We start from the raw sequence: 14,899 nt of genomic DNA, 5'->3' as shown, positions 1-14,899 counted from the left end.
GCCACGTCCTGCGGGTCCCGGACCCCTACGATCCGATCATGAAGATCGCCGCGAACGTGTTCGTCGGGCTGGCCGCACTGCTGCACTTCTTCATCTTCTGGATGGAGAGCGTCGGCTGGACCCGCCCCGAGGTGTGGAAGCGCTTCGGCGTCGCGGACCAGGCGGCTGCCGACGTGACCCGGCCGATGGCCTACAACCAGGGCTTCTACAACCTCTTCCTCGGCATCGGCGCCGCGCTCGGCCTCGTGCTCTGGTGGACCGGCCACGACACGGCCGGGCGCACCCTCGCCCTCTTCTGCACGGGCTCGATGGCGGCCGCGGCCGCGGTGCTCGTCACGACCGGCCGCAGCTACGTGCGCGCCGCCCTGACCCAGGGCACGCTGCCACTCATCGGCTTCGTGCTGACGCTGCTCAGCTGACGTCCGCGGCGGTGCGACGCACCCGGGCCGCGCCGACGACGAGGATGACGACGCCGACCGCGGCCGACCCCGACGCGAGCGCCGAGTAGCCGAGCGACCCGACGACGATGCCGGCCGCCACGCCTCCCCCGGCACCAGCGAGACCCATGAGCACGTCGGCGAGTCCCTGGGTGGCGGGACGCTCGTCGGTCGTGACGACCGACGTGAGCAGGGTCGAGCCCGACACGAGGGTGCACGACCACCCCACGCCGAGCAGGAAGAGGGCGACGAGCAACAGGCCGGACCAGCCGGCCTGGGAGCGAGACGCGAGCAGCGATGCGACCGTGAGCACGACGCCGCCCGTCATGGCGACCGGCGGGGCGCCCCACCGGTCGACGGCCGCCCCCACGAGCGGCGACAGGGCGAACATCCCGAGGATGTGCACCGAGATGACGAAGCCGATGACCTCGAGCTCCGCGTGACCGTGCTTCATGTGGATCGGCGTCATGACCATGACGCTGACCATGACGAGGTGGCCGAGCGCCATGACGAGGATCGCCTGGAGCGCGCGCGGGTTCGACCGCACCACGGCGAGGCCGCGGCGCATCGAGCCGTCGTGGTTCGGCACGTCGGCGACGCCGCCGGATGCCGGGTCGGCCACGACGTCGGGCGCGGCAGCCCGGCGCCCCTCCTCACGGTGGGCGGCGTCGAGGGCACGCGCCGTGAGCAGTGGGTCGGGCCGCAGCAGCCGGTCGACGACGAGCCAGGCGGCCACGAAGCCGACGAGGGAGAAGACGAACGTCCCGGCCAGCTCGGGCAACCCGAGACGGTGCGCCAGCGCCTTGCCCGGTCCGACGAGGTTCGGTCCGACCACCGAGCCGATCGTCGTGGCCCACACGACGATCGACAGGTCGCGCCCGCGGCGCGCCGGGTCCGCGAGGTCGGCGGCGGCATACCGCGTCTGGTTGTTGGCGGTCGTGCCGCCGCCGAAGAGGAACATGCCGACGACGAAGAGGGGGAACGAACGGAGCACGGCCGCCACGAGCACGAGCGACGCTCCGACGAAAGCCACGGCCAGACCCCAGCGCAGCCCGACGCGGCGGCCCCTTGCGGCCGTCGCGCGGGCGACGGGGATCGTCAGCAGCGCGGTGCCGAGCACCTGGGCTGTCGTGCCGACACCGGCGAGCGCCTCGGTGCCGCTGAGGTCCTCGGCGATCAGCGCGCCGACGGCGATGCCGCAGGCCATGCCGACCCCGCTGAGGATCTGCGACCCGACGAGAGTGCGGACCACCTTGCGTTGCAAGGTCGCCCGGTCGAGCTGAGCTGGAGCGAGGACCATCAGCAGCTCAGACGTGACGGCGCGACGTGATGACGCGGAAGCGGTTCGCGACGAAGGCGGCGTCGGTGTAGGCGGAGTTCGCGGCCGGGTTGGCCCCGGTGCCGTGGAAGTCGGAGAAGGCGGCCGTCTGGTTGACGAAGATCTGCCCGGTCAGGTTCTCGGACAGGGCGACCCCGCCCTCGGCCGCCGCGTCACGCGCCGCATCGAGCACCACGTCGCTCGTCGAGTAGACAGCGGCGGTCATGGCACCGTGCTCGCGCACCGTGTCGGCGAGCTGCGCGAGCGACTGCTCCGTCGAGGCCGTCCGGATGAGGAAGCCGACGGGACCGAAGCACTCCTGGGTGTAGACGTCCTCGCGGGCGACGTCGACGGCGACGAGACCCGGGGCGCGCACGACGGCGTCGCCCCACGTCGGGTGCGCGACGCGACGCGAGTCGAGGACGACGTGGCCGTCGGCGTCCTCGGCGATCGAGGCGAGGGAGTCTGCGTTGGAGCGGACCTGGTCGTTGACCGTGGCCCCGAGCAGCTCGACGGCCTTGGCGTCGTCACCGGTGAGCCGGCCGACGGCGCCGGCCAGTCGCTCGCCGAACTCGTCGAAGGTCAGGTGGCCCTCGTCGGTGTCGACGCCCCCCTCGGGCACGTAGAGGTTCTGCGGGGCGGTGCACATCTGGCCGGAGTAGAGCGTGAGGCTGAAGGCGAGGTTGCCGAGCATCCCGCGCAGGTCGTCGGTCGAGTCGACGACGATCGAGTTGAGGCCGGCCTTCTCGGTGTAGACGAGCTTGCCGTGCGCGGCCGCCGACTCCTCGAGCCAGGCCCCGAAGGTCGGGCCTCCGGTGTAGTCGATGATCGCGACCTCGTCGCGCTCGGCGAGGGTCTTCGCGAGACCCTGCCCGTCGGCCTCGGCCGCGAGCTGCACGAGTGCGGGGTCGAAGCCGGCCTCGGCGAGCACCGACCGCGCGACCTCGACGGAGATCGCGAGCGGCAGCACGGCGCGGGGATGCGGCTTGACGACGACCGCGTTGCCCGTGACGAGCGAGGCGAAGATGCCGGGGTAGGCGTTCCACGTCGGGAAGGTGTTGCACCCGATGACGAGCGCGACCCCGCGCGGCACGAGTCGGTAGTCCTTCTGCATCCGCGTCGGCGCGGGCTTGCCCTCGCGGTCACGGCCCGGCTTCTCCCAGACGACCGACGCGGGCACGCGCTCCTGCTCGACGAGCCCCGCCGCGATCGCCTCGATCGCCCGGTCCTGGGCGTGCGGGCCGCCGGCCTGGAACGACATGACGAAGGGCTGCCCAGACGTGTGCATGACGGCGTTGGCGATCTCGAAGCTGCGTTTGTTGATGCGGTCGACGATCTCGACGCACACCGCGGCCCGCACCTGCGGACCCGCGTCTCGCCAGGCCGCCATCGCCGCGCGTGCGGCCGCGAGCCCGGCATCCACGTCGAGCGCCGGGTAGGTGGCGCCGAGCGTCGGTCCGTAGGGGGAGACCTCGCTCCCCACGAGGGTGCCGTCGGTCGGCCGGCTCGACAGGGCGGCATACGCCCCGTCCAGGTGGGCCTCGTGCGCGGCGAGCCCGTCGGCCGCGGCGGTCTCGCCGTAGACGCGGGGGCTGGGCGACTCGGGGTAGCGGGAGTACCAGCTGCGGCTTGCCAGGGCCTGACGGATCTCGTCGAGGACTCCCGCGTGCGCGTCGAGCAGGGGGTGGGTGGGCGTCGTTGCCGGTGCAGTCACGGGTCGATGCTAGCCCCGCTCCAGACCTCAGTCGTATGCCGTCACGGGCGGTCCGCGACCGCCCGCCGCGCACCCGGGGCGGCCCACGCGGCAGGATGGCGGGCATGGACACGGACACCACCGAGGCCAGCAAGGACCATCCCGACGAGTCCGCCTTCGGACCCGTCGGCGTCATCGGGGCGGGGGCCATGGGGGCCGGCATCGCCCAGGTCGCGGCCACCGCGGGCCACGCGGTCACCCTCGTCGACTCCGTGCCGGGCGCCGCGGCGGGTGCCGTGGACACGATCGGCGCCGCCCTCAAGCGGCTCGTGGACAAGGGTCGCCTGTCCGACGAGGACGCGTCGGCGGTGCTGGCACGCATCACCCCGGCCGCGTCGGTCGAGGAGCTGCCCGAGTGCGGGCTCGTCATCGAGGCCGTGCCCGAGGACCTCGACCTCAAGCGCCGGATCTTCGCCGACCTCGCCGACGTCCAGCCGTCGACGACGGTGCTCGCGACGAACACGTCGAGCATCGACATCGACGACATCGCCGCCGAGGTGGCCGACCCGGAGCGGGTGCTCGGACTGCACTTCTTCAACCCGCCGCCCGTCATGCGGCTCGTCGAGGTGGTGCACGGCGAGCGCACCGCGCGGGCCTTCGTCGAGCACGCCGTCGCGCTCATGGACGCCTGGGGCAAGACGCCGGTGCGGTGCAGCTCCACCCCGGGCTTCATCGTCAACCGCGTCGCGCGTCCCTTCTACGGCGAGGCGCAGCGCATCGTCGAGAGCGGGGTCGTCGACGCGGCGACCGTGGACTGGGCGCTCCGCGAGAAGGGCGGCTTCCCGATGGGGCCGCTCGAGCTCACCGACTTCATCGGGCAGGACGTCAACCTCGCCGTCGGCACGTCGGTGTGGGAGCAGACGGGACGTGACGAGCGCTACGCGCCGACCGCCTTCCAGCAGGGTCTCGTCGAGGCCGGCCGGCTCGGCCGCAAGACGGGCTCGGGGGTGTACGCGTATGCCGCCGACGGCTCGGTCACCGGTGCCGAGCCGGACGTCGAGCTCGCCGAGCGCCTCGTCGGTGGACCGGTCGCGACCGACCCGCTCGCGCGCACGCTCGCGATGCTCGTCAACGAGGCCGTCGACCTCGTCGCCCGCGGTGAGGCGAGCGTCGACGACGTCGACACGGCGATGCAGCTCGGCACGCGCTACCCGAAGGGGCCCATCGCGTGGGGCCGCGAGATCGGCTTCGACGTCGTCGCCCGGCAGCTCACCGAGCTCGACGAGGCCTTCCCCGGTGGTCGCTACCGGCCGAGCCCGGCCCTGACCGACGGGAGCCTGACGTGAGCGAGACCCAGCTGCCCGCCGGTGGCGGGGACGGCCAGGACGTCGAGGCCGGGGTCGCGTTCGCCCGGCAGATGTGGGACGACGACGTGGCGTCGCGACGCCTCGGCATGGAGGCCGCCGTCGTCGAGCAGGACCACGCCGTCGTGCGGATGGCGATCCGCGACGACATGGTCAACGGTCACGCCATCTGCCACGGCGGCTACATCTTCACCCTGGCCGACTCGTGCTTCGCGCTCGCCTGCAACTCGCGGGGGCGCCTCACGGTGGCGGCCGGGGCCGACATCTCCTTCACCGCGCCGGGCCGGCTCGGTGACGTGCTCGTCGCCGATGGCCACGTGCGCTCGGCATTCGGGCGCAGCGGCATCACGGACGTGACGGTCAAGCGGGAGTCCGACGGTCAGATCATCGCCGAGTTCCGCGGCCGGAGCCGCAGTCTCAAGCGCCCCTGACCCTGAACCGTCGAAAGGCCAAAGTTCGCGGGTCCTGCTCGTCGAGAGGCCAAGGTTCGCGGGTGCCAGACCGTCGAGAGGCCAAGGTTCGTGACGAACCTTGGCCTCTTGACGGTTGACGTGCGCTGGGTCAGCGGGAGCGGCGGCCACCGGCGCGGGTGCCGGCGGAGAACGCCGCGGCGCCGCCGCCGCTGCTCGTCGAGTAGACGGTCGAGGAGCCGCCGCGACGGCCGGAGCCGCCACCGTTGCCGGCGCCGCCCGAGCGGCGACCGCCGCCCTGGCCCTCGGCGCTCTGGCCGGAGCGACCACGACCCGAGCCGCGACCACCGGCGCCGGGCCCCCGAGCGCCCTCGCCGGCCCCGCGACCTGCGCCGCGGCCACCACCGGCGGCAGCGCCGCTACCGCCCTGGCCACGTGCACGACCACGGCCGCGGCCGGAGCCGCCGGACGCCGAGTTCGAGCTCGAGCCCGAGCGGGCCGGGGCGTCCTCGCGGACGAGTCCGCCGGCATACGACCGGTCGCCGGGGGCGAGCTCGGTCAGCAGCGGGTGGCCGAGCTGGACGCGCGTCGTCGTCGGCTTGATGCCGGCCTTGCGGGTCAGGTCGCGCACGTCGCGCACCTGCTCGTCCAGCATCATCGTGACGACGATGCCGTCGTTGCCGGCGCGGGCCGTGCGACCCGAGCGGTGCAGGTACGCCTTGTGCTCGACCGGCGGGTCGGCGTGGATGACGAGCGCGACGTCGTCGACGTGGATGCCACGGGCGGCGATGTCGGTCGCGACGAGCGTCTGCGCGCGGCCCGAGTGGAAGTCGTCCATGTTGCGCGTGCGGGCACCCTGGCTGAGGTTGCCGTGCAGCTCGACGGCCGGAACTCCCGAGGCGTTGAGCTGCTTGGCGAGCTTCTTGGCCCGGTGCTTGGTGCGAGTGAAGACGACCTTGCGGCCGGGGGCCGCGGTGAGGTCGAGGATGACCGGCAGGTGCGAGCCGTTGTCGACGTGGAGCACGTGGTGGCTCATCGTCGAGACGGGCGACTGCGCCGAGTCGGCCTCGTGCGTCACGGGCTGGTGCAGGAACTTGTTGACGAGCACGTTGATCGCGCCGTCGAGCGTCGCCGAGAAGAGGAGGCGCTGGCCGTTGCGGGGCGTCTTCTCCATGATCCGGCGCACGCCCGGCAGGAAGCCGAGGTCGGCCATGTGGTCGGCCTCGTCGAGGATCGTGACCTCGACGCTGTCGAGGTTGACGTGACCCTGCTGCATGAGGTCCTCGAGCCGGCCGGGGCAGGCGACGATGACGTCGACGCCGTTCCGGAGGCCCTGGACCTGCGGGTTCTGGCCGACGCCGCCGAAGATCGTCTGCGAGTTGAGGCCGAGCGCCTTGGCGAGCGGGGCCATCGCGGTGTCGATCTGCGTCACGAGCTCGCGGGTCGGGGCGAGGATGAGGGCACGCGGACGACGGGCCAGGCGGCTCCGACGCGACTGCGAGAGGCGGGTCAGCAGCGGCAGCAGGAAGGCGTACGTCTTGCCGGAGCCGGTGCGGCCACGGCCGAGGACGTCGCGCCCGGCGAGGGAGTCGGGCAGCGTCGCGGCCTGGATGGGCGTCGGGGTGGTGATGCCGAGACCGTCGAGGATCGTGACGAGGTCGGCGGGCACGCCGAGAACGGCGAAGTTCGTGTCAGTGGACACAGGTGGGTACTCCAAAACGTGGAAGCGGTCGTTCTGCCCGGCGCGAAGGGCCTCAGCTGTGAGGTGTCGCGGCGCAAGAGCGAATCGACGGGGCCGGCGACACTCCGCCAGGCCAAGAAGAAGCGGCCCGAGGCAGAACTGGGCGGGCCACTGGGACAAAGACTACCCGAGCGGGCGCCGAGGACGTTAACCGACCCCTCGACGTGCGCCCGGCGAGGCCGCGTCGGGAGCGTTCCTGTGTGCCCGCTAACGGTTCGGCCGCATCCGTGGGCACCCGCACCGAAAGATGGCAGGATCGGCCAATCAGCCGGCGCACCGTAGCGCCCGCACCTGAATGACCGCGTTCGCCCCGGAAGGACCATCTTGATGCGTCGCATGTCCCTCATCGCCGTCACCGGCTTCGTCGCCGCCGGCCTCACGCTCTCCGCCTGTGGGTCGGACTCGCTGTCCAGCTCGCCGGGTGCGGGCAACACCCCCGCCGGGACGGCCGCCGGCGGCGGCGTCGACCAGGCCCTCGCGGCCAAGGTCCCCGCCAAGCTGAAGTCGGCGGGCAAGATCGTCATCGGCACCGACCCGACGTACGCCCCCAGCGAGATGCTCGCGGGCGACGGCAAGACGGTCGAGGGCTTCGACGTCGACGTCTTCAACGCCGTGGCGGCCAAGCTCGGCCTCAAGTCCGAGTGGGTCCCCGCGGGCTTCGACTCGATCATCCTCGGCGTGACGGGTGGCAAGTACGACGTCGGCGTCTCGAGCTTCACCATCAACCCGGACCGCAAGAAGCAGGTCAACATGGTGAGCTACTACAAGGCCGGCACCCAGTGGGTCGTCGCCAAGGGCAACCCCAAGGGTGTCAAGCTCGACGACGCCTGCGGCCGCAACATCGGCGTCCAGAAGGGCACCGTGCAGATCGACGACCTCACCGCCCGCAGCAAGAAGTGCACCGATGCCGGCAAGCCAGCCATCAACCAGATCGTCCAGGAGGGGCAGGACCAGGTCACGGCCGACGTCGTCAGCGGCAAGACCGACGCGATGCTCGCCGACTCCCCCGTCGGTCTCTACGCCGTCAAGCAGACCGGGCAGCTCGAGGCGCTCGGCGACATCTACGACTCCGCGCCCTACGGCTATGTCGTGCCGAAGGACCAGACGGACTTCGCCAACCTCCTCGTCGAGGCGCTCAAGGCCACGCAGAAGGACGGCAGCTACGAGGCGGCCCTCAAGAAGTTCTCCGTCGAGGCCGGCGCGATCAGCGACTTCGCCCTCAACCCGTGAGTGATTCGGTGACCACACCGACCACCGACGACCGGCCGGGCCTCATCGAGGCCCGGCCGGTCCGGCACCCCGGACGATGGATCGCGCTCGCCGTCATCATCGTCCTCGTCGCGATGCTGATCAGCTCGTTCATCACCAACGAGCGGTGGGGATTCTCCAAGGCCCTGGAGATCATGAACCAGAAGCCGGTGCTCGAAGGGCTCTGGAAGGGCACCATCGTCGGCACCATCGGCTCGATGGCCATCGGCATCGTCGGAGGCGTGATCATCGCGATCCTGCGCCTGTCGCACAACCCCGTCCTGCGCGGCGTCTCGTTCGTCTACACGTGGTTCTTCCGCGGCATCCCGCGCCTCGTGCTCCTCGCGATGATCGGCAGCGGCGTCGGCTTCCTCTACGCCAACCTCGACTTCGGCATCCCGTTCGGCAAGCAGCTGGCCTCCCTCATGGGGCTCTCGAGCGACTTCACGTTCTTCACGCTCGACGTCAACCAGTTCTCGAGCAGCCTGCTGGCGGGCATCATCGGCCTCGGCCTGTCGGAGGCGGCCTACATGGCCGAGATCGCACGGGCCGGCATCCTGTCGGTCGACAAGGGTCAGAACGAGGCGGCGGCCGCGCTCGGCATGAACCGTGGCCAGTCCATGCGCCGCATCGTGCTCCCCCAGGCGATGCGCGTCATCGTGCCGCCGACCGGCAACGAGACCATCGCCATGGTCAAGGACACCTCGCTGCTCTCGGCCATCCCGATCATCACCGAGCTCTTCTACCAGACCCGCGCCATCGGCACCCGGACGCTGCAGATCATGCCGTCGTTCGTCGCCGTCACCGCCTGGTACCTCCTCGTCGGGTCGGTCCTCATGGTCGGGCAGTACTTCCTCGAGCGGCGCTTCGGCCGAGGCTTCGGCACCGGGGCACCCAACAAGCGCTTCGCGCGTCCGGCCGGGGCAGGAGGCGCCTGATGTCAGACACCACGACCAGCGAGCCCACGAGCGAGCCCACGAGCGGGCCCGCCACCGGGACCGCCACCGGGACCGCCACTCGCTCGCGCACCGGCGAGGACCAGCCCCTCGTCCGCGCGCTCAACGTGCTCAAGAGCTTCCACGGCAACGAGGTGCTCAAGGGCATCGACCTCGATGTGCACCGCGGCGAGGTCGTCTGCCTGCTCGGCCCCTCGGGATCGGGCAAGACGACGTTCCTGCGCTGCATCAACCAGCTCGAGGAGATCGACGGCGGTCGCATCTGGGTCGACGGCGACCTCGTCGGCTTCCGCGACGACGGCGGGCAGCTGCACCACCTCACGGACAAGCAGGTCGCCACGCAGCGCCGTGAGATCGGCATGGTCTTCCAGCGCTTCAACCTGTTCCCGCACATGACGGCTCTCCAGAACGTCATGGAGGCTCCCGTCCAGGTGCGGCGGGTCGGCAAGAAGCAGGCGCGGGCACGCGCGCTCGAGCTGCTCCAGCAGGTCGGCCTCGGCGACAAGCCGAACGCCTACCCGGCACAGCTCTCCGGTGGCCAGCAGCAGCGGGTCGCCATCGCCCGGGCGCTCGCGATGGACCCCAAGCTCATGCTCTTCGACGAGCCGACGTCCGCGCTCGACCCCGAGCTCGTCGGCGAGGTGCTCCGCGTCATGCGTGAGCTCGCCGACCAGGGCATGACGATGATCGTCGTGACGCACGAGATGGGCTTCGCCCGCGACGTCGCCGACCACGTCGTCTTCATGGACGGTGGCGTCGTCGTCGAGCAGGGCAAGCCGAAGGACGTCATCAGCAACCCGCAGCACGAGCGGACGCAGTCGTTCCTCAAGCGCATGCGCGCCGAGGACGACGAGGCCGCCGCCGACGCGGAGTCCCTGGAGACGCCGGACGCCTGACCGTCCCCGTGCACGTCGAGTGGGCGCTCTCTCCCCGGAGACAGCGCCCACTCGACGTCGTGGGCGAGGAGCCTCGGCCGGACCGTGTGGGCACAATGGGCCCATGACGACGGAGTCACCCGAGAGCCGACCGCGCCTGCCCGACCACGAGATCCCCACGATCGGGGTCGACGAGCTGCGGGGCACCCAGCTCGAGCGGCTCCAGCAGACGGTGCGGACGGCATACGACCACGTCCCACACTACCGAGCAGCCTTCGACGCCAAGGGATTCCACCCCGACGACCTGCGCTCGCTCGACGACCTGAGCCGGATGCCGTTCACGACGAAGGCGGACCTGCGCGCCAACTACCCCTTCGGGATGTTCGCCGTGCCGCGCGAGCAGGTCGTCCGCGTGCACGCGAGCTCGGGCACCACGGGCCGTCCGACGGTCGTGGGCTACACGAAGGCCGACATCGACACGTGGGCCGACCTCATGGCCCGCTCGATCCGGCTCGCCGGCGGTCACCCGGGCGACGTCATCCACGTCGCCTACGGCTACGGCCTCTTCACCGGGGGCCTCGGCGCGCACTACGGCGTCGAGCGTCTCGGCGCAACGGTCGTGCCGGTGAGCGGCGGCATGACCGAGCGGCAGGTGCAGCTGATCCGCGACTTCCGGCCCCGCGTCATCATGGTGACGCCGAGCTACTTCCTCAGCCTGCTCGACGAGATGGAGCGCGAAGGCGTCGACCCCGCGACGACGAGCCTGCAGGTCGGGATCTTCGGTGCCGAGCCGTGGACCGAGTCGATGCGCCGGGAGATCGAGCGACGCACCGGCATGGACGCCGTCGACATCTACGGCCTCTCGGAGGTCATGGGGCCCGGCGTCGCCCAGGAGGCCGCGACGACGAAGGACGGCCTCCACATCTGGGAGGACCACTTCTACCCCGAGGTCATCGACCCGATCACCGAGGAGGTCCTGCCCGACGGTGAGCTCGGCGAGCTCGTCTTCACGTCGCTGACGAAGCAGGCGATGCCCGTCATCCGCTACCGCACCCGCGACCTGACGCGGCTGCTGCCGGGCACCGCGGTCCCGTCGATGCGGAGGATGGAGAAGGTCACCGGTCGCACCGACGACATGATGATCGTCCGCGGCGTCAACGTCTTCCCGACGCAGATCGAGGAGCACGTGCTCGCCGAGCCGCGGCTGTCGCCGTACTTCCAGTGCGTCCTGACGCAGCCCGGCCGGATGGTCGAGCTGACCGTGCTCGTCGAGCCGCTCTCGCGGCTCGAGCCGGGTGCCGCCGAGCAGATCGCCCGGACGCTCGAGGCGACGATCAAGGCCCGCATCGGCACGACGTGCCGCGTCGAGATGCGCGAACCCGGCTCGATCGAGCGCTCGATCGGCAAGGCCCGCCGCATCGTCGACGAGCGGCCCAAGGCATGAACGCGCGCCGCACCGGACCCGTGCTCCAGCCGTATGCCGTGTCGCCGCCCGAGGGTGCCCGCCCGCTCGGCGTCGCCCCCTTCCTCGACCCCGGTGAGGTCGTCATGTGGCGCTACCGCGACCACGCGTGGGAGCCGGGCCGTCCCGAGACGGCGTCCCCGATGCGGGTCGTCCGCGACGACGAGCGGGGTCTCGTGGCCTGGCTCGCGCCCGGCACCGTGCACCTGACGAAGCGGTATGCCGACGGCTCGGACCTGCGCGACGTGCCGATGGGCGAGCGGTTCCTCCGGGACGCCCAGCGGGTGCAGGCGCGCACCCGGTGGCACGGCGCCGGCATCCTCCGGATCGCCCCGGCCGGGCTCCCGTGGTCGGTCTGGCTCTTCTGGGACGTGGCCGACGACGACGGCGCCTCGATCGACCCGACCGACCCGGCGGCATACGACCGCTGGGAGTTCGGCGGCTGGTACGTCAACCTCGAGACGGCCCATCGGCGCGCGGGGCACGACACGTTCACCGGAGACCACGTGCTCGACCTCTGGGTCGAGGCGGACGGCACCGTCAACGTCAAGGACGCCGACGAGCTCGAGGCCGCCGTCGAGCAGGGCCGCACCTCCGCCGAGGAGGCGGCCGCGATCCGGCTCAACGGCGACCATGGGCGGGCCTCGTTCGTCGCCCGCGACTGGCCCTTCGATGACGCGTGGACCCGGTGGCGGCCCGATCCGGCGTGGACGACACCGGGACTGCGCGACGACGAACGCTGGGACGTCGACCTCGTCGACTGACGGGCGGTCGCCCACTCCGACGGTCGCTCAGGTGGCCTGGACGCCGACCTCCCACAACGAGTAGCCGTACGACGTCGCGCGCTTCGTGCCGACGACGCGGACGTAGCGGGCGGTCGTCGGGGTGAACGCGAGCGCGTCGAGGCCACCGTCCGCGCCGGTGCGGCTCGCGACGGTCGTCCAGGTGGACCCGTCGGTCGAGACCTCGACGCGGTAGTCGCGGGCGTAGGCCGACTCCCAGTCGAGGACGACGCGACCGACCTGTCGGATCGAGCCGAGGTCGACGCGCCACCACTGGTTGTCGCTCCAGGCGCTCGCCCATCGGGTGTCACGCCGGCCGTCGACGGCACGGGGCGCACGGAAGTCGGCGAAGAGGTCCCACTGGTAGCTGCTGGCCGTGGCCGGCCGCCCCGCCGCGAGGTCGGGCGGCGGCGTCCAGGTCTGGGCGGCCTCGGCGGTCCGGAGGTAGGACTCGGCGCCCATCGCCAGCTCGTCGACGACCTGCTGTCCACCGATCCGCCGCATGTCCTCGACCCAGTCGGGGATGAGTCCGTAGTGGGGGACGCCGTCGACGTTGTAGTCCCAGGTGCGCTGGCCGGTGACCTGGCGGTCGGCGGATGCGCCTCCCAGAGTCGTGAAGGGGTAGGTGACGCTCGATCCCGGTCGCGGCGCCGGTGTGCCCCCGAAGCCGTTCATGTCCATGCCGAAGCCGTAGCCGACGTGGTACTTGGCGCGCAGTGCCTCGTCGGTGTGCATCGTGTCGACGAACTCGTCGGCGTCGTGGCCGTACTGCGTGACGAACCCGCCCAGGCGGTAGAGGCGCTCGGTGAAGTGGGTGTCCATCCACGAGTGCGACGACACGACGCCGGGGTAGTGCGCAGCCTCGAGCAGGTCGAGCGTGCGCGAGGCCGCCTTGACGCTCATGTGGTCGACCTCGACGACCATGCCGCGCTGCATCATCCCGGCGAGGGCGTACTCCCCCAGCGAGGAGAGCCCGCGCGAGTTGCAGTGCGGACCCTCGGGGTAGATCGGGAGGACGAGTCCGAGCGGCAGGTACGGCGCGAGCTCCTTGGGGATGACGCCGTTGGCCACGGTGTGGTCGTGCAGCTCACCCGTGCACGTCTGCACCTGCCACCACTGGCCAGTGTTGAGGAAGTTGCCGAGGTTGACGATGACGCCCTGCGTGCCCTCGTCGAAGCGCACGCCGCACAGGGCGTTGTCGAACTTGTGGCAGAGGAACATCGAACGCACCCCGAGCCCGTGCAGCTCGGTCAGCCCGGCGTCGATCTGCGCCTTGGTGCAGCCGGGGACACCGAGGGTGAGCTTGCAGCCGAAGGGGTTGCTCACCTCGACGCCGAGGATGACGGCGAGCTTGCCCTGGGCGACGTAGGTGCGGGCCTCGTCGGCGGAGTAGGCGATCCGGAACCAGCCCTTGCCGGTGCCGCCGTACTGCTGGTCGACGAACGCCTCGAGCTCCTTCGTCTCGGCGATCTGTCGGCGCACCGTGTCCATGTCGTCGCACGAGTAGCGGTTGACCTGAGTCGGCAGGCTGCACAGGACGTTGTTGTTGACGGCGTCGGCCACCATGATCCGCTGGCCGCCGCGCCAGGCTCGCTCGACCCACGTGTAGTACATCTGCTGGTGGGTGAGGCTGCTCCATTTCGGCCAGTCGGCGAAGGTCGGCCACCCCACCGGGTCGTGGGTGGCGAGCGGGTTGCCGCCGGCCTTGTTCGTGAGGTTCTCGATGAGCGCGGTCTGCCCGTCGGGGTAGTGGTTGTCACAGTCCTTGAGGGCGTCGGCGATCCCGTTGGGGCTGAAGGTCGCTCCGCAGACGATGTTGCCGCCGAAGCCGACGTCGGACATGAGGTGGGTGTGGGCGTCGACGTAGCCGCGCACCGTGCCGTCGGGCTGCGTGCCGCTGAACGGCGGCCCCGTGACATCGACCCGCGAGTCGGGACTCTGCGGGTTGACCGGCGTGTACGGGTCTCCCGTGGCGGCGGCCGTGCTCAGCCCTGCCGACCCGACCACGGCAGCGGCCGCCGCGGCGGCGAGGGGTCGTCGGATGGTCCGGAACCAGCGCTTCGTCATCGAAGCCTCCCCGAGGAGTGTGCGTCTCCTGATTTCGGCGAAGTTACCAGCGGTAAGGCCGCCGCGCGCGCCGAGAACGTATGCCGTGCCGCCGCCTCGCGCGGCCGGGTCGAGTCGCCGCGTGGCCGGTCTGGGAGGAGGGTCAGGAGCTGCGGGTCAGCACGACCCAGCCCGTCGCGACCTGGCTCGTGGCCTCGGTGACCATGAGCTCGCCCGACCCGGCGGGCAGGCTTCGGAGGTCGAGCCGCACCTCGGTCCCGTCGCACGGGACGGTGAGCGTCGCGACGCGCGGACCCGACATCGGCCGCGAGGGAGCACCCGCAGAGCCCCCCTCACCCGGACCGAGCACGTCGACGACAAGCGTGCCCCCGGTGGTGGCCGGCAGGCACCGACCTGTGAGCCGGTAACGCTGACCTGCCCGCGCGGGTGAGGCCCGGCCCGGCTCCGACGTACCACTCCAGAAGAGGCCGTCCGCATTGCTGACGAGCAGGCGGGTCACATCGGCAGGCGACTGCGCGGGAGGCTCGAGCCGATCCACCGTCACCG

At 71.4% G+C, this 14,899-nt stretch carries 13 protein-coding genes; 8 read left to right on the top strand and 5 right to left on the bottom strand.

Translation table 11 applies throughout. The features are described 5' to 3' along the window. Positions 1 to 38 precede the first annotated feature (38 nt). On the top strand, positions 39 to 419 hold the full coding sequence (locus AB4Z14_RS05435; RefSeq protein WP_442274310.1) for a DUF1304 domain-containing protein: 381 nt from the start codon (positions 39 to 41) through the stop codon (positions 417 to 419). Here AB4Z14_RS05435 and AB4Z14_RS05430 read toward each other — a convergent pair. Both AB4Z14_RS05430 and paaN read right to left on the bottom strand, forming a co-directional pair. Then, positions 412 to 1,737, bottom strand: coding sequence for an MFS transporter (locus tag AB4Z14_RS05430; RefSeq protein ID WP_442274309.1), 1,326 nt, complete (start codon positions 1,735 to 1,737; stop codon positions 412 to 414). The two genes, AB4Z14_RS05435 and AB4Z14_RS05430, sit on opposite strands and share 8 nt — an antisense overlap. A 7-nt stretch (positions 1,738 to 1,744) precedes the next feature. Further along, entirely contained in the window at positions 1,745 to 3,469 is a 1,725-nt protein-coding gene (gene paaN, locus AB4Z14_RS05425; RefSeq protein ID WP_442274308.1) for a phenylacetic acid degradation protein PaaN, read from the bottom strand. A gap of 104 nt (positions 3,470 to 3,573) precedes the next feature. Between paaN and AB4Z14_RS05420 the strand changes: the two genes are divergently transcribed. Both AB4Z14_RS05420 and paaI read left to right on the top strand, forming a co-directional pair. Further along, complete coding sequence (locus tag AB4Z14_RS05420; protein ID WP_442274307.1) at positions 3,574 to 4,794, top strand: 3-hydroxyacyl-CoA dehydrogenase NAD-binding domain-containing protein; 1,221 nt, start codon at positions 3,574 to 3,576, stop codon at positions 4,792 to 4,794. Beyond that, positions 4,791 to 5,243: a hydroxyphenylacetyl-CoA thioesterase PaaI gene (gene paaI, locus AB4Z14_RS05415; protein ID WP_200959111.1), complete on the top strand. Its 453-nt coding sequence runs from the start codon at positions 4,791 to 4,793 to the stop codon at positions 5,241 to 5,243. Before AB4Z14_RS05420 ends, paaI begins: the two co-directional genes overlap by 4 nt. 130 nt (positions 5,244 to 5,373) lie before the next feature. Here paaI and AB4Z14_RS05410 read toward each other — a convergent pair whose 3' ends face one another. Beyond that, positions 5,374 to 6,924 (bottom strand): DEAD/DEAH box helicase, encoded by a 1,551-nt coding sequence (locus tag AB4Z14_RS05410; protein ID WP_442274306.1) that lies wholly within the window; start codon positions 6,922 to 6,924, stop codon positions 5,374 to 5,376. A 366-nt stretch (positions 6,925 to 7,290) separates the two neighbouring features. On the opposite strand from AB4Z14_RS05410, the gene AB4Z14_RS05405 reads away from it, so the two are divergent. The 5 genes from AB4Z14_RS05405 (at position 7,291) to AB4Z14_RS05385 (ending at position 12,268) form a co-directional block, all read left to right on the top strand. Then, positions 7,291 to 8,193, top strand: coding sequence for an ABC transporter substrate-binding protein (locus tag AB4Z14_RS05405; RefSeq protein WP_442274305.1), 903 nt, complete (start codon positions 7,291 to 7,293; stop codon positions 8,191 to 8,193). An 8-nt stretch (positions 8,194 to 8,201) separates the two neighbouring features. Beyond that, a complete protein-coding gene (locus AB4Z14_RS05400; RefSeq protein WP_442274304.1) occupies positions 8,202 to 9,149 on the top strand; it encodes an amino acid ABC transporter permease in 948 nt (315 codons plus the stop codon). Then, positions 9,149 to 10,063, top strand: coding sequence for an amino acid ABC transporter ATP-binding protein (locus AB4Z14_RS05395; RefSeq protein ID WP_442274303.1), 915 nt, complete (start codon positions 9,149 to 9,151; stop codon positions 10,061 to 10,063). The genes AB4Z14_RS05400 and AB4Z14_RS05395 overlap by 1 nt, the downstream gene beginning before the upstream one ends. Positions 10,064 to 10,166: 103 nt before the next feature. Next, positions 10,167 to 11,486 (top strand): phenylacetate--CoA ligase PaaK, encoded by a 1,320-nt coding sequence (paaK, locus tag AB4Z14_RS05390; RefSeq protein WP_442274302.1) that lies wholly within the window; start codon positions 10,167 to 10,169, stop codon positions 11,484 to 11,486. Beyond that, a complete protein-coding gene (locus AB4Z14_RS05385) occupies positions 11,483 to 12,268 on the top strand; it encodes a DUF402 domain-containing protein (protein ID WP_442274301.1) in 786 nt (261 codons plus the stop codon). Before paaK ends, AB4Z14_RS05385 begins: the two co-directional genes overlap by 4 nt. A gap of 27 nt (positions 12,269 to 12,295) precedes the next feature. On the opposite strand, the gene AB4Z14_RS05380 is transcribed toward AB4Z14_RS05385, so the two are convergent. Then, positions 12,296 to 14,353, bottom strand: a complete 2,058-nt coding sequence (locus tag AB4Z14_RS05380; RefSeq protein ID WP_442274300.1) for a galactose-binding domain-containing protein — start codon at positions 14,351 to 14,353, stop codon at positions 12,296 to 12,298. A 142-nt stretch (positions 14,354 to 14,495) separates the two neighbouring features. After that, the gene (locus AB4Z14_RS05375; RefSeq protein WP_156415505.1) at positions 14,496 to 14,654 is read right to left on the bottom strand and encodes a hypothetical protein; all 159 of its coding nucleotides are present in this window, start codon (positions 14,652 to 14,654) and stop codon (positions 14,496 to 14,498) included. Positions 14,655 to 14,899 lie beyond the last annotated feature (245 nt).

The sequence above is a fragment of the Terrabacter sp. 2TAF16 genome (genome assembly GCF_052115065.1).
Classification (GTDB): Bacteria; Actinomycetota; Actinomycetes; order Actinomycetales; family Dermatophilaceae; genus Terrabacter.
The sequence above is the reverse complement of the archived record's forward strand: the minus strand, read 5'-3'. Positions and strand labels throughout refer to the sequence as shown.